A 14,922-nucleotide genomic window follows, 5' to 3' on the forward strand; every position below is an offset into this window, starting at 1 on the left:
CATTCCTTGGGGGCAGACGGTCAGGCGCCGCCGGGCGATACCGGCAGGACGGCGAGTTTGGCCGCGGCGGCATCGCGCAGCCGCAGCAAGGGTTCGATATAGGCGGCTTGCGGGTCTTCGCGCCGCCGGAACAGCAGGGTACTGACGCTGACGCCCGCGATGGGCCGTCCGGCCGCGTCGCACAAGGCTACGCCGTAGCAGACGATGCCAGCTTCGTTTTCCTCGTCGTCCGTGGCGTAGCCGCGGGCGGCGGCCGCGTCCAGCACGGCGCGCAGTTCGGGCAGGCTGGTCACGGTGCCGGGCATGCGGGCAGTCAGCGGCAATTCGCGCAAGAGGCGTTCCCGCGAGGCTGGATCCAGCGCCGCCAGGTAAGCCTTGCCGACCGCGCTGGAATGCAGCGCCACGCTGGCCCCGACGCGCGAGGCCATGCGCACCGGACCGGGGCTTTCCAGCTTGTCGATATAGGTCATCTCGTGTCCGGCAGGCACGGCCAGGTGCACGGTTTCGCCGGTTTCATCGCGCAAGGCCTGCAGGTCGGGCGCCAGCGCCGCGCGCAGGTCGAACTGCGACCAGGCCCGGCTGGCCAGCGACATCAGGCGCGGCCCCAGGCGGTAGGCGCCGCCGGTTTCGGCCACCATGCCTTGTTCGGCCAGCGCCGCGACGATGCGGTAGACGGTGGGCCGGGGATAGCCGCAGCTGCGCGCCAACGACGCGGCCGTGGGCGGCTGGGGCGCATCCGCCACCGCCTGCAGCACCGTCATGAATTTGGCGAACGCCGCGGCGCCCGGGACCTTGGTTTCCAGCAAGTTTGTCTCCAGCTAATGGCCATATGCCTTTAGCAGTGAATCTGCAGAACGTGCAACGCCGACAGCGCGAATTTCAGACGAATCTGCGATACTGTTTATTTGTACAGCTAGTGAGCTCTTGTTTTGTCCATATATTGGACTCATGACTCACAATATAGTCAATTATTCCATATCGCCGCGCTCGGAACCAGCGATGGGTTGTCGCTCGGGCAGGCCTCTCCCCTCAGGCTACGATACCGTCCATGAGCTCCCAAATTCGCATCGTTGGCGCCCGCCAGAACAATCTCAAGAACCTGGACCTGACCATCGCCACCGGCGAACTCGTCGTCGTGACCGGCGTGTCGGGGTCCGGCAAAAGTTCGCTGGCCTTTGACACCCTGTACGCCGAGGGGCAGCGGCGTTATGTGGAAACTTTCTCGCCCTATGCGCGCCAGTTCCTGGACCGCATGGACAAGCCGCAGGTGGACCGCATCGAAGGCATCCTGCCCGCCATCGCCATCGACCAGACCAATCCGGTGCGCAGCTCGCGCAGCACGGTCGGCACGATGACGGAACTGAACGACCACCTGAAGCTGTTGTTCGCGCGCGGCGCCAAACTGTATTGCCGCGGGTGCGGCAAGGTGGTGCGGCGCGACACGCCGGATTCCGTGTACCACTCGCTGGCCGAACGCGCCGCCGCCGCCGGCGATCCGCGGCTGGTGGTGACTTTTCCCATTGCCGTTCCCGCCAACTTCACCGAAGAGGAAGTGCGCGGCTTCCTGGAGCAGCAGGGCTACACCCGCGTGCACGCCGAGGAAAACGCCGCGCCGCGCGCAGCCGCCCCGGCCAAGGGCGCCAAGAAGGCCAAGGCCGCAAAAGGCAGCACTGAATCACGCCGCATCCTGCACGTGGTGCAGGACCGCTTCCGCTTCGCCGGCACCGAACGCGAACGCGTCATGGAAGCGCTGGACACGGCGCTGCGCATGGGCGCCGGCCACCTGGCCGTGTACGTCATGGACGCCGAGGGCGGCAACGCCCACATCTGGAAGTACAGCGACCGCCTGCATTGCGCCGACTGCGACATCGAATACACCGATCCCCTGCCCAGCAGCTTCTCGTTCAACTCGCCCCTGGGCGCATGCGAGGCCTGCCGCGGCTTCGGCCGCGTGATCGGCATCGATTTCGGCCTGGTCATTCCGGACGAAAACAAGACCCTGCTGGAAGGCGCCATCAAGCCCTGGACCACGCCGTCGTACAAGGAATGCCAGGACGAACTTCAGAAATACGCGCCCAAGGCCGGCGTGCCGCTGGGCGTGCCCTGGAAAAAGATGAGCGAAGAGCACAAGCGCTGGGTGCTCTATGGCACTCCCGACTGGAAGGGCGGCAACGACGCCTGGAAGCACCAGTGGTATGGCGTGCAGCGCTTCTTCGACTGGCTGGAAACCAAGGCCTACAAGATGCACGTGCGCGTGCTGCTGTCCAAGTACCGCAGCTACACGCCCTGCCCCACCTGCAATGGCGCGCGCCTCAAGCCCGACGCGCTGCTCTGGCGCCTGGGCACCAAGGAAGAAGCCGACACCGTGCTGCCGCCGGAAGACGGCCGCTACAAGCGCTTCATGCCGGTGAGCGCCAACTGGAGCCGCGAGCAGCTCGACAACCTGGGCGGCCTGTCCATCCATGACGTGATGCTGCTGCCCATCGAACGGGTGCGGACCTTCTTCGACACGCTGTCGTTCTCAGGCGCGCTGGACGCCGCCACCGACTTGCTCATGACCGAGGTGCGCGCGCGCCTCAAGTTCCTGTGCGACGTGGGCCTGGGCTACCTGACGCTGGACCGCCAGAGCCGAACGCTTTCTGGCGGCGAAGTGCAGCGCATCAACCTGACCACGGCGCTGGGCACCTCGCTGGTAAACACCCTGTTCGTGCTGGACGAACCCTCCATCGGCCTGCACCCGCGCGACATGCACCGCGTCGTCGAAGTCATGCACCGGCTACGCAACGCCGGCAACACGCTGGTGGTGGTGGAGCACGATCCGCAGGTCATGGTCGCCGCGGACCGCATCATCGACATCGGCCCCGGCCCCGGCGAACGCGGCGGCCAGATCGTCTTCGACGGTACGCCGGCCCAGCTGCGCTCGGCGCGCACGCTGACGGGCGACTACCTGGGCGGCCGCCAGCGCGTGGAAGCGCCGCGCCCCATGCCGGTGGCGGCGAACACGCCGCGCCTGCTGCTGGAAGGCGTCAGCGCGCACAACCTGAAGAACGTCTCCGTCGAGCTGCCGCTGGGCCGCCTGGTCTGCGTGACCGGCGTGTCCGGCTCGGGCAAGTCCACGCTGGTGCAGGACGTGCTCTACCCCGCCCTGCTCAAGCAGAAGGGCAAGCCATCGGAAGCGCCGGGCGCCTTCGAGCGCCTGCTGGGCGCCGAACAGATCGCCGATGTGGTCATGGTGGACCAGACCCCTATCGGCAAGACCGCGCGCTCCAACCCGGCCAGCTACGTGGGCGCGTTCGACGCGATCCGCAAGCTGTTCGCCCAGGCACCGCTGGCGCGCGAGCGCGCCTACACGGCCGGCACGTTCAGCTTCAACGGCGGCGACGGCCGCTGCCCCACCTGCGGCGGCACCGGCTTCGAACACGTGGAAATGCAGTTCCTGTCGGACGTGTACCTGCGCTGCCCGGACTGCGACGGCAAGCGTTTCCGCCCGGAAGTGCTGGAAGTGCGCGTCGAGCATCTGGGCAAGAGCGCGTCCATCGATGAAGTGCTGGAGATGACGGTCAGCGAGGCGCTGGACTTCTTCAAGGGCCTGCGCGACGTGCAGACGGGCCTGGCGCCGCTGGCCGACGTGGGCCTGGAATACGTGCGGCTGGGCCAGCCCGTGCCCACCCTGTCGGGCGGCGAGGCTCAGCGCCTGAAGCTGGCCGGCCACCTGGCCGAAGCCGCGCGCAGCGGCATCTCCACCGCCAAGGTCGCCAAGAAGGGCAGCCTGTTCCTGTTCGACGAGCCCACCACCGGCCTGCACTTCGACGATGTGGCGCGGCTGATGCGCGCGTTCCGCAAGTTGCTGGCCGCCGGCCACACGCTGCTGGTGATCGAGCACAACCTGGACGTGATCCGCGCGGCGGACTGGCTGATCGACCTGGGCCCCGAAGGCGGCGACGCCGGCGGCCTGGTCATCGGCACCGGCACGCCACAGGACCTGATGGACAACCCCAAGTCGCATACGGGCGCCGCCCTGCGCGACTACGAAGTCAGCATCCTGCCGGCCGACGTGGTGGTAAGCACCGACGCCGACGCGCAGGAAGTCGAGCAGGCCGGCCTGACGGCCCGCATCGCCGAGCCCGGCGAAACCTACAACGCGGACGTCGGCCGCCCATTGCAGTCCCTGATGCGCGAGCGCCGCCAGGCCAATATGGCGATCGAAATCCGCAATGCGCGCGAACACAACCTGAAGAACGTAAGCGTGGAAATCCCGCGCGACAAGTTCACCGTCATCACCGGCGTGTCCGGTTCGGGCAAGTCCACGCTGGCCTTCGACATCCTGTTCAACGAAGGGCAGCGCCGCTACCTGGAATCGCTCAACGCCTACGCCCGCGCCATCGTGCAGCCGGCCGGCAAGCCGGACGTGGACGCCATCTTCGGCATCCCGCCCACGGTCGCCATCGAGCAGCGCACCAGCCGCGGCGGACGCAAGTCCACCGTGGCAACGATGACTGAAATCCATCACTTCCTGCGCCTCTTGTACGTCAAGCTGGGCACGCAATACTGCCCGGATTGCAACGTGGCGGTGGAGCCGCAGAACACCGACCAGATCGTGGCGCGTCTGCTGCGCGAGCACAAGGGCGTGCACATCGGCCTGCTGGCGCCGCTGGTCACGGCCCGCAAGGGTTACTACACGGACCTGGCCAAATGGGCCGGATCCAAGGGCCACTCGCACCTGCGCGTGGACGGCGAGTTCATTCCCGTGGCCCCGTGGCCGCGCCTGGACCGCTACAAGGAACACACCATCGAACTGCCGATCGCGGACGTGGTCGTGGATCCGGCCAACGAGGCCGAGCTGCGCGCGGCGGTCAAGAACGCGCTGGAAAACGGCCAGGGCGTGATGTCCGTGGTCTGGCCTGTGAACAAGCTGCACGAGGCACTGGACAGCGACCTGCAGCAGCAGCACTTCTCGGTCAAGCGCGCCTGCCCGTCCTGCGGCACGAGCTTCCCCGAACCGGATCCGCGCCTGTTCTCGTACAACTCCAAGCATGGCTGGTGCACGGGCTGCTACGGCACCGGCCTGCAGCTGCAAGGCTTCGATGAAGAGCAGACCGGCGAGGAAACCGCCTGGAACGCGTGGTACGAAGGAGAGGCCAAGGTCTGCACCCAGTGCGATGGCGACCGCCTGAATCGCGTGGCCCGCGCCGTGCGCTGGCGCGACAAGTCCATCGCCGAACTCGCCTCGCTGCCGGTGTCGGACGCGCATACCTTCTTCACCGGACTGGTGGCGCGCGGCCGCGAAGGCGAGATCGCCCGCGACATTCTCACGGAAATCCGCGGACGCCTGAACTTCATGCAGGAAGTGGGCCTGAACTACCTGGCGCTGGACCGGGCCGCGCCGACGCTGTCCGGCGGCGAAGCGCAGCGCATCCGCCTGGCGGCGCAGCTGGGCTCCAACCTGCAGGGCGTCTGCTACGTGCTGGACGAGCCGACCATCGGCCTGCATCCGCGCGACAACCGCATCCTGCTGGACGCGCTGGCGCGCCTGGAAGGCAACGGCAACACGCTGGTGGTGGTGGAGCACGACGACGACACCATCCGCCGCGCCTCGCACATCATCGACATCGGTCCGGGCGCGGGCATCCGCGGCGGCCGCGTGGTGGCCCAGGGCAGCGCGCAGGACCTGATCGAAGCGCCCGAATCGGTCACTGGCCGCTACCTGGCCAAGCCCTTGCAGCATCCTCTGCAAGGCCGCCGGCCGGTCGAGGCCGACACGCCCATGATCGAGATCAAGGGTGCGCGCCTGCACAACCTGCGCAGCGTGGACGCGAAGATCCCGGTCGGCCGCCTGAGCGTGGTGACCGGCGTGTCGGGCTCGGGCAAGTCCACGCTGGCGCGCGAAGTGCTGCTGGACAACCTGATGCAGGCCGTGTCGCAAGGCAAGGCGCCGGGCTGGGCCGGCTGCGACAGCATCAAGGGCTGGGAAGCCATCGACCGCGTGCTGGAAGTGGACCAGACCCCTATCGGCAAAACGCCGCGCTCCTGCCCGGCCACCTACGTGGGTTTCTGGGACGACGTGCGCAAGCAGTTCGCCGACACCCGGGAATCGCGCATGCGCGGCTGGACCGCGGCGCGCTTCTCGTTCAACACCGGCGACGGCCGCTGCCCGATCTGCGAAGGCCAGGGCATGCGCACCATCGAGATGAACTTCCTGCCGGACGTGAAGGTGCCTTGCGACGCCTGCAACGGCGCGCGCTTCAACAACGACACCCTCAGCGTGCAGATGCGCGGCAAGAACGCCGGCGAACTGCTGGCCATGGAAGTGGACGACGCCATCGGCTACTTCGCCGCGCATCCCAAGATCCATCGTCCCCTGCAGCTGATGCAGGACGTGGGTCTGGGCTACCTGACGCTGGGGCAGCCCTCCCCCACGCTGTCAGGCGGCGAAGCACAGCGCATCAAGCTGGTGACCGAGCTGTCCAAGGCCCGTCTCACCGACGGTCTGATCAAGACTGGCCGCGCCTCGCGCATCCCGCATACGCTGTACGTGCTGGACGAGCCCACCGTCGGCTTGTCGATGGCCGATGTGGAAAAGCTGATCCACGTGCTGCACCGGCTGGTGGAAGCCGGCAATACTGTGGTGGTGATCGAGCACAACCTGGACGTGATCGCCGAAGCCGACTGGCTGCTGGACCTGGGCCCCGAAGGCGGCACGGGCGGCGGCAAGCTGGTGGGCGAAGGCTCGCCCGAACACGTCATGACCCTGAGCGACCATTCCCATACCGGGCGGGTCCTGAAGGAATTCCTGGCACATCAACAGCAGTAAGAAGCATGGAATGTCGCTTTGAAGACCGGCTGGCGGGCCGCGCGCTGCGATTCGAGGGCTTGTGCTCGCGGATCGAGGCGCGCTGCGCCACCGAGGTCGCCCCGGCCCTGGCCGCCATCGAGGCGCAGCGGCAGCAGGGGCGCTGGATCGCCCTGTTGCTGGACTACGAACTGGGCGAATGGCTGTTGCCCGAAGCCGCATTGGCGCCGCCCGCCGGCCCCTGGACGCCGCCGCGCGACGACGCCAGGCCACGCCTGACGGCGCTTGCATTCGAAAGCAAGCACGACGAAGCGCCCTGGGACGCGCCGGATGCAGGCAGCGCGCCAGCCGCCATCAGCCTGCCCGCGCCGCGCATGACCGAGGTCGACTACGTGCGCCAGATTGAAGCCATCCGCGGCCTGATCGGCGACGGCGAGCTGTATCAGGTGAACTACACCCAGCCGCTGGACCTGCAATTCCAGGGCGACGCGGCCACCCTGTACCGGCGCATCGCCGCCCGCAACCCGGTGGCGCACGGCGCGTTCATCCAGGACGGCGAACGCACGGTGCTGTCGTTTTCGCCCGAACTGTTCGTGCGCCGCGACGGCCCGCGCCTGACCACGCGCCCGATGAAGGGCACGGCCCCGCGCGCCCCCGATCCGGCCGAGGACGAACGGCTGGGCCAGGCGCTGCTGGCCAGCGAAAAAAACCGCGCCGAAAACCTGATGATCGTGGACCTGCTGCGCAACGATCTGGGCCGGCTGGCCGAGCCGGGCTCGGTGCGGGTCGACGCGCTGTTCTCGCTGGAGCGCTATCCCACCGTCTGGACCATGACGTCCACAGTGTCGGCGCTGGCGCCGCACGCCTCGCTGGAAGAGGTGCTGCGCGCGCTGTTTCCCTGCGGCTCCATTACCGGCGCCCCCAAGGTCGCGGCCATGCGCCGCATCCGCCAGATGGAAACAGCGCCGCGCGGCCTGTATTGTGGCAGCATCGGCTGGCTGGCGCCGGACGGCGACTTCTCGCTGAACGTCGCCATCCGCACCCTGGTCCTGGACCACGCCGGCCACGGCATCTATAGCGTGGGCGGCGGCATCGTGCACGATTCCGACCCGGCCGAGGAATGGCAGGAATGCCATTGGAAGGCCCGGATCTTGCGGGCCTGAGGCCACAGTCCGGATGTCCGGCGCCCCTGCGCGCCGGCCGCCATCGGTAGTAGGATAGAGCGCGGCCGCAGCGCGCCTTTACGCCAGGAGAGTCCCATGCAACCCGAACTGATCGAGACCATCCTGGTCGATGCCGAACGACGCGTGCCGCTGCTGGGGCGCCACCTCAAGCGTCTGGAAGCGTCCTGCAAGGCCCTGGGCTACGGCTGGGGAGGCCGGGCCGTCGAAGCCGACATCATGATCACCGCCCTGGGCCTAGCCACGCCGGGGCCGCACAGGCTGCGCCTGCTGGTGGCGCGCGACGGCAGCCGCAACATCCAGACCGCGCCGCTGCCACCCCTGCAACCCGCACAGGAAGCCATGCTGGCGCCCGAAGCGCTGCGTTCATCCGAACCGCTGCTGCGCTACAAGACCACCTACCGCCCCTGGTACACCAAGACCATCGAATGGCTGCCGTCGCATCCGCACATCTTCGATCTGCTCTACCTGAATGAGCGCGGCGAACTCTGCGAAGGCAGCCGCAGCAACGTTTATCTGCGCCTGGATGGCGACTGGTACACGCCGCCCGTGGACAGCGGCTGCCTGCCCGGCGTGCAGCGCGCCGAACTGCTCGAAACGGGCAAGGTGGAAGAACGCGTCCTGACCCTGGCCGACCTGCATGCCGCCGAGGAAATCCGCCTGTCCAATGCGCTGCGCGGCTGGTTTCCGGTAACGCTGCGCGACACTTAATCCGCAAACTCGTCGACCACCACCTGCCGCAGCCACTGGTTGGCGGGCTCTCGGTGGTTGCGGGCGTGCCAGAACACGTTGATGACGGACTCCGGGATCTTCACCGGACAGGGCGCAGTTGCCAGGCCGAACGGACCGCAGGCGCAGTCGGCAAAGCGCTGCGGCACCACGGCAATCATGTCGGTGGCGGCCAGCACCGGCCCCACCGCAATGAAGTGCGGCACCGTCAGGCGCAGGCGCCGCCGGATGCCGGCCTGCCCTATCACCTGGTCGACCACGCCGTGGCCGGTGCCTTCCGAGGCGATGGCCACGTGCTCGGCCGCGCGGAACTGCCGCGCCGAGACCCCGGTGCGCGCCAGCGGATGGTCGCGGCGGAAGATGCACACATAGGGCTGGCGGAACAGCAGCCGCTGGAAGAAGCCGCTCTTCAAATCGGGCAGGAAGCCCATGGCCAGATCGATGCGGCCGCGCTCCATCTCGTCCTTCACGTCGATCGAGGTGGTGCGCACGGTGCGCACCGTGACGCCGGGCGCGGCGCGGTCCAGCGCGCGCATCAGCCGCGGCAGGAAATAGGTCTCGCCCACGTCGTTCACGCCGATCACGAAGGCACGACCGCTATGCGCGGGGTCGAACGCGGCGCGCGCGTTCAGGGTGCTGTGCAGCGCCTCCAGCGCGGCGGCGATGGGCTGCGCCAGATCCTGCGCGTAGGGCGTGGGCACCATGCCGCGCGAGGTCCGCAGGAATAGCTCGTCGCCCAACAGCTTGCGCAACCGGCCCAGCGCATTGCTGACGCCCGGCTGCGAGATGCCCAGGCTCTCGGCCACGGCCGACACCCGGCCGTGCTTGCGCAGTTCGTTGAAGACGACCAGCAGGTTCAGGTCCACGTCTTGCAGGTTCATGGGCTGTCTCCACCAATATTGATTCTGGTGATTTATCTCATCAAGCAGATTCTATTTATTTATTTCACCTTCTGCCCGATGATGCAAAAAACGCCAGCGCCCATGCCGCGCCGGCTCTGCTGGATCGCGCCCGCGGTCCGCCGAACCAAGGAGACACGCCATGCGTACCTGTACGCTGTCCGCCGCCGCGCCCTGTCGCCGGAGCGGATCATGAACGCCCCCGAGCAGCCCATCCAATTCGCCCCGCGCTGGCAGGACGACGGATCCCACCGCATCCCCTTCGGCGTCTACACCGACGCCGCCCTGCATCAGCGCGAAATGGAGCGGTTCTTCTACCGCGCGCACTGGAGCTACGTGGGCCTGGAAGCCGAGATCCCGAACCCGGGCGACTTCAAGCGCACTGCGGTGGGCGAACGCTCTGTCATCTTGCTGCGCGACAACGACGGCCAGGTGCGCGTGGTGGAAAACGTGTGCGCCCACCGCGGCGTGCAGTTCTGCCGCGAACGTTCGGGCAACCGCAGCGAATTCGTCTGTCCGTACCACCAGTGGAACTACGACCTGCAGGGCAATCTGATCGGCGTGCCGTTCCGCCGCGGCGTCAAGCAGGACGGCAAGGTCAACGGCGGCATGCCGCCCGACTTCAACCCGCAAGAGCACGGCCTGACCAAGCTGGCCGTGGCCTGCCGCAACGGCGTGGTGTTCGCCTCGTTCGACCACGACGTCGAGCCGCTGGAGGATTATCTGGGGCCGGACATCCTGCATTATTTCGACCGCGTCTTCGACGGCCGCGAACTGGTGATCCACGGCTACAGCCGCCAGCGCATCCCCGGCAACTGGAAGCTGATGCAGGAAAACATCAAGGATCCGTATCATCCGGGCCTGCTGCACACCTGGTTCGTCACCTTCGGCCTGTGGCGGGCCGACAACCGCTCCGAGCTGAAGATGGACCGGCACTTGCGCCACGCCGCCATGATCTCGACGCGCGGCCAGGGCGGCAAGGGCAGCGTGACCAGCGGCGTGTCCAGCTTCAAGGAGCAGATGTCGCTGAACGACGACCGCTTTCTCGACATCGTGCCGGAGCCCTGGTGGAACGGCCCCACCGCCGTGCTGATGACGCTGTTTCCCAGCGTCATCATCCAGCAGCAGGTGAACTCGCTGTCCACGCGCCACATCCAGCCGGTGGGCCACGACGCCTTCGACTTCGTCTGGACGCACTTCGGTTTCGCCGACGACACGCCCGAGATGACGCGCCGCCGGCTGCGCCAGGCCAATCTGTTCGGCCCGGCGGGCTTCGTGTCGGCGGACGACGGCGAGGTCATCGAGTTCTCGCAATCCGGCTTCGAACAGAAGCCCTGGCACCGCAGCGTGGCGGAACTGGGCGGCAAGACCGCCGAAAACACCGACCACATGGTCACGGAAACGCTGATCCGCGGCATGTACGCGTATTGGCGTCGGGTCATGGAGGCCTGACGATGCTGGACTTTCCGCTCTACTACCAACTGACCTGCCTGTACAACGACTACGCCGCCGCGCTGGACGCGGAACAATGGGAAAAGTGGCCCGAGTTTTTCCTGGAAGACTGCGTGTACAAGGTGCTGCCGCGCGAGAACCACGAGCGCGGCTATCCGCTGGCAACCATGTCCTTCGAAAGCCGCGGCATGCTGAAGGACCGCATCTACGGCGCCACCGACACCATCTTCCACGATCCCTACTACCAGCGCCACGTGGTGGGCGCGCCGCGAGTGCTGTCGGTACAGGGCGACCGCATCGAGTCCGAGGCCAACTACGCCGTGTTCCGCACCAAGCCCAGCCAACTGACCACGGTGTTCAACGTGGGCCGTTATCTGGACGTGGTCCGGCGCGGCCCCGACGGGCTCAAGTTCGAATCGCGGCTCTGCATCTTCGACAGCGAGCTGGTGCCGAATTCGCTTATCTACCCCATCTGAGAAAGGACACGACAGCAATGAGCACGCAATGGATCAAGGCCATCGCGCGGGACGAGGTGCCTGAAGACGACGTCATCGCCGTGCAGGCCGGCGGCCGCGAGATCGCGCTGTATGGCGTGGACGGCGAGGTCTACGCCACCGCCAATCTCTGTACGCACGGCAATGCGCGGCTGTGCGACGGTTTTCTGGAGGGGCATGAGATCGAATGTCCGCTGCATCAGGGGCGCTTCGACGTGCGCGACGGGCGCGCGCTCTGTTCGCCGCTGCGCGAGAACATTGCCGCCTATCCGGTCAGGATCGAGGACGGCGTGGTGTTCGTGGCGTTGTAGCGTCTTTGTCAGACCGCGAGGCGCAGCGCCTCGTTGGCGGCCGCCATGCCCATGGCGGCCGTGACGGTCACGACCGAGCCATAGCCGGCGCAGGACAGGCCTTGCGGCGCCAGGGTCTGGCCCGAAGCGCCCATGTCGTCCTCGCCTTCCGTGGGGCGAGTCCAGGCGTCGGGCAGGATGGCGGGCTGGTCGAACCATAGGGCATGGATGCCCATCTTCGGCACGCGCTTCAGTGCTTTGCCGTTCTGATCGGAAGCTCGCGGAAAGCCGTGTTCGCGGCGCAGCTTGTTGCGCAGCTTGGACAACAGTGCATCGTTGACCGCAGCCGACAGGTCGCCGGCGCGCAGGGCCAGCGGATCGGTCTTGCCTCCAGCGCCGCCGCACAACAGCATGGGCACGCCGATTTCGCGCGCATGCAGGATCATCGCGATCTTCGCCGCGGCCTGGTCGGTGCAGTCGATGATGACCGAATACGGGCCGGACAGGACCTGGGCGACGTTCTCGGGCGAAACGAAGTCATCCACCCGCGTCAGCCGGCATTCCGGATTGATCGCCAGCACGCGCTCGGCCATGGCATCGACCTTGGATTGGCCCAGCGTCTCGGTCAAAGCGTGGATCTGCCGATTGACGTTGGATTCGGCGATGTGGTCCAGGTCGATGAGCGTCAACGCGCCGACCCCGCAGCGCGCCAGGGCTTCGACGGTCCAGGAACCCACGCCGCCCAGGCCTGCTATTGCCACATGGGCGTTGCGCAGGCGGGTCGGGGCTTCGGGGCCGTAGAGGCGGGAAAGACTGCCGAAGCGGCGGTCGAGGTCGGCTTGGGGTTCTGGGGTGTTCATGAGGGCGTATTTTATTGCAGGCGGGTGTTGGGGGACGGGTGCTGGTTCTTGAGACGCCTGGCACGGCGGCGCCCGGGGTGGCGCGGGGCAACGATTGCGGTCCGGAGCGTTCGCTCCGGACTTCCCCTGCGTCATCCTCGTCACCGCCTCCGGCGGTTCCTTCGGATTCCCTCGGGCTTATCGACGCCCCGCGCCACCCCAGGCGCCGCCGCGCCAGGCTCTGCTGATTGAATCTTGCCGGTCGCTGGGACGGGTGGTGTGCTTGGCGTTCTTCTCCCCGACGAGGAAGAGAGAAAGATCTTGCGGGGACGCCAAAGACGGCCGCGCGGGCGGCCTTCTTTGGCATATGGTTGCAGTCAGTTGTACGGATGGCGCTGCGCGCGGGTGCAGGCATGCACTCATATGCAATCCGTCGCCCAGCAACGATTCCTGCTCAAGCGCAGATCATCATCAGCGCACAGCGGCATCACCAATCGCAAGACGCCGCGTAAGCCCCAAAAGGCCGCCCGGGCGGCCGGCCTGGGGCGGGCCCCGCAAGACCATCGCCCAACCCCCACCGTCGGCGAGAATCCTACGAAGACCAGTCACCCCAGCTGACGCCAAGTTTCAAAAGCGGAGTCTGGCGCGTCGGTGCGCTGGGGCGCGTGGGGCGTCGATAAGCCCGAGGGAATCGGAAGGGAAGGCCGAAGGCCTGGACGACGATGACGACGGGGAAGTCCGGAGCGAACGCTCCGGACCGCAATCGTTGCCCCGCGCGCCCCAGCGCACCGACGCGCCAGACGGATTAAGAACCCGCCGCTGCGCCAGCAGCAGACTCAGCAGCACCACCGCCAACAACATCATCCCCCCCGAGCGCCTGATAAACCGTCACCTGATTCACCAACCGATTCAACATATTCTCATCCCGAGAAACCTCAGCCACCCGCCGCTTCTCCTGCGCGTCCAGCCAGTCCTTCAACGGCACCGCCCCCGCCCGGTAGCGCACTTCGTACAGACGCTCGGCCTCGCGCGCCGCGCGCAGAGACGCGTCCAGCTGCTCTGCCTGCAAGCGCAGTTGCGTGCGATTGGACAGCGCGTTTTCCACGTCCGCCATCGCCTGGTACAGCGCCTGCCGGAAATTCACCACCCGCTCTTCGTAGTCGGCCTTGGAGATCTTGATGTTGAGCTGCATCTGGTTCCATTGCAGGAACGGCAGCGTCAGCGCCGCCCCCAGCGAGCCCACCGGGTTCTTCAGGACATCGGACAACGTGGGGCTCGAACTTCCCAAGGCGCCGGTCAGCGTCAACGGCGGGTAGAAGCTGGCGCGGGTTGCGTCGACGGTGGACAGGGACTGGCGCAGGCGCAGCTCGGCGGCGCGCAAGTCGGGACGGCGGCCCAGCAGGTCGGCCGGCACGCCGGCGCGCGCTTGCGGCAAGGGATAGCCCGGCAATCGCGCCGGGTCGGCCATCATGCGGTCCGGCGGGCCGTCGAACAGGATGGTCAGGGCGTTGGCGTATTCCACCCGTTGCTGCACCAGCAGCGTATGAGCGGCTTCCTGGCTGGCCACGGTCTGTTCAGCCTCGGCCATTTCCAGCGCCGACGCGCCGCCCGCCGCGTATTGGGCGCGCACCAGGTCCTGCGTCCTGCGTGCGTACGCGATGCTCTCGGCGCTGCTGGCAATACGCTGGTTGATGAAGGCGGTCTGCCAGTACAGCGTGGCCGTGGTGCCCACCAGGGACAGCGCGGCACTCTGGCGGTCCTGCTCGGTCGCCAGCGCATCCCACTGCGCCGCGTCGCGCTGGCTGGACAGCTTGCCCCACAGGTCCACTTCGTAGCTGACAGTCAACTCCGCCGCGTTGGTCCGAGAGATCGCGCGATCTCCGTACAGATTGCGGTTGCGCGTCACATTGGCGTTGCCGCCCAGTTGCGGCAGCAGCTTGTCCTCGGTGATTCCAGCCTGGTACTGCGCCCGGCGCACGCGGATCGCGGCGGCGGCCAGGTTGTTGTTGCGCGCCAGCGCGGCGTCGACCAGGCCGTTGAGCGTCGGGTCGTTGAAATTGCGCCACCACTGGCCGCCATCGGCCAGCGGCCCGGCCTGGAAGTCGCCTGCGGGCGCATGGGTCCAGGCGGCTGGAATGGACGTCAGCGGCGGCTCGTAGTCGGTGTGCAGCAGGCTGCCGCAGCCGGCCAGGGCCAGCAGCAGCGCCAGGGCGGCAGGTTTGCAGATCAGGGAAACCGCTTTCATCTT

10 protein-coding genes are annotated in these 14,922 nt (G+C 67.3%); 6 read left to right on the forward strand and 4 right to left on the reverse strand.

Annotated elements, in window-relative coordinates; genetic code table 11:
• Positions 1-20: 20 nt before the first annotated feature.
• A complete protein-coding gene (locus tag IB257_RS18420) occupies positions 21-806 on the reverse strand; it encodes an IclR family transcriptional regulator (RefSeq protein WP_175213826.1) in 786 nt (261 codons plus the stop codon).
• Between the two features lie 242 nt (positions 807-1,048).
• Between IB257_RS18420 and uvrA the strand changes: the two genes are divergently transcribed.
• The 3 genes from uvrA to IB257_RS18435 all read left to right on the forward strand — a co-directional run bounded on the left by uvrA (position 1,049) and on the right by IB257_RS18435 (position 8,682).
• The gene (gene uvrA, locus IB257_RS18425) at positions 1,049-6,811 is read left to right on the forward strand and encodes an excinuclease ABC subunit UvrA (protein WP_054457418.1); all 5,763 of its coding nucleotides are present in this window, start codon (positions 1,049-1,051) and stop codon (positions 6,809-6,811) included.
• A 5-nt stretch (positions 6,812-6,816) separates the two neighbouring features.
• Entirely contained in the window at positions 6,817-7,953 is a 1,137-nt protein-coding gene (locus IB257_RS18430; protein ID WP_175213825.1) for an aminodeoxychorismate synthase component I, read from the forward strand.
• A 96-nt stretch (positions 7,954-8,049) separates the two neighbouring features.
• The gene (locus tag IB257_RS18435; RefSeq protein WP_054457422.1) at positions 8,050-8,682 is read left to right on the forward strand and encodes an aminotransferase class IV family protein; all 633 of its coding nucleotides are present in this window, start codon (positions 8,050-8,052) and stop codon (positions 8,680-8,682) included.
• On the opposite strand, the gene IB257_RS18440 is transcribed toward IB257_RS18435, so the two are convergent.
• The gene (locus IB257_RS18440; RefSeq protein WP_054457424.1) at positions 8,679-9,581 is read right to left on the reverse strand and encodes a LysR family transcriptional regulator; all 903 of its coding nucleotides are present in this window, start codon (positions 9,579-9,581) and stop codon (positions 8,679-8,681) included. The two genes, IB257_RS18435 and IB257_RS18440, sit on opposite strands and share 4 nt — an antisense overlap.
• A 210-nt stretch (positions 9,582-9,791) precedes the next feature.
• On the opposite strand from IB257_RS18440, the gene IB257_RS18445 reads away from it, so the two are divergent.
• The 3 genes from IB257_RS18445 to IB257_RS18455 are packed head-to-tail and all read left to right on the forward strand — an operon-like array spanning position 9,792 to position 11,856.
• Positions 9,792-11,051, forward strand: a complete 1,260-nt coding sequence (locus IB257_RS18445; RefSeq protein WP_054457613.1) for an aromatic ring-hydroxylating dioxygenase subunit alpha — start codon at positions 9,792-9,794, stop codon at positions 11,049-11,051.
• 2 nt (positions 11,052-11,053) lie between these two features.
• The gene (locus IB257_RS18450) at positions 11,054-11,527 is read left to right on the forward strand and encodes a nuclear transport factor 2 family protein (protein ID WP_054457426.1); all 474 of its coding nucleotides are present in this window, start codon (positions 11,054-11,056) and stop codon (positions 11,525-11,527) included.
• Between the two features lie 17 nt (positions 11,528-11,544).
• Positions 11,545-11,856, forward strand: coding sequence for a non-heme iron oxygenase ferredoxin subunit (locus tag IB257_RS18455; protein ID WP_054457428.1), 312 nt, complete (start codon positions 11,545-11,547; stop codon positions 11,854-11,856).
• An 8-nt stretch (positions 11,857-11,864) separates the two neighbouring features.
• On the opposite strand, the gene IB257_RS18460 is transcribed toward IB257_RS18455, so the two are convergent.
• On the reverse strand, positions 11,865-12,695 hold the full coding sequence (locus tag IB257_RS18460; RefSeq protein WP_192492655.1) for a ThiF family adenylyltransferase: 831 nt from the start codon (positions 12,693-12,695) through the stop codon (positions 11,865-11,867).
• A 784-nt stretch (positions 12,696-13,479) separates the two neighbouring features.
• Entirely contained in the window at positions 13,480-14,919 is a 1,440-nt protein-coding gene (locus tag IB257_RS18465) for an efflux transporter outer membrane subunit (protein WP_175159402.1), read from the reverse strand.
• Between the last annotated feature and the right edge of the window lie 3 nt (positions 14,920-14,922).

Origin of the sequence: Achromobacter sp. ACM03 (assembly GCF_014851665.1) — a bacterium.
Lineage (GTDB): Bacteria > Pseudomonadota > Gammaproteobacteria > Burkholderiales > Burkholderiaceae_B > Achromobacter > Achromobacter aegrifaciens.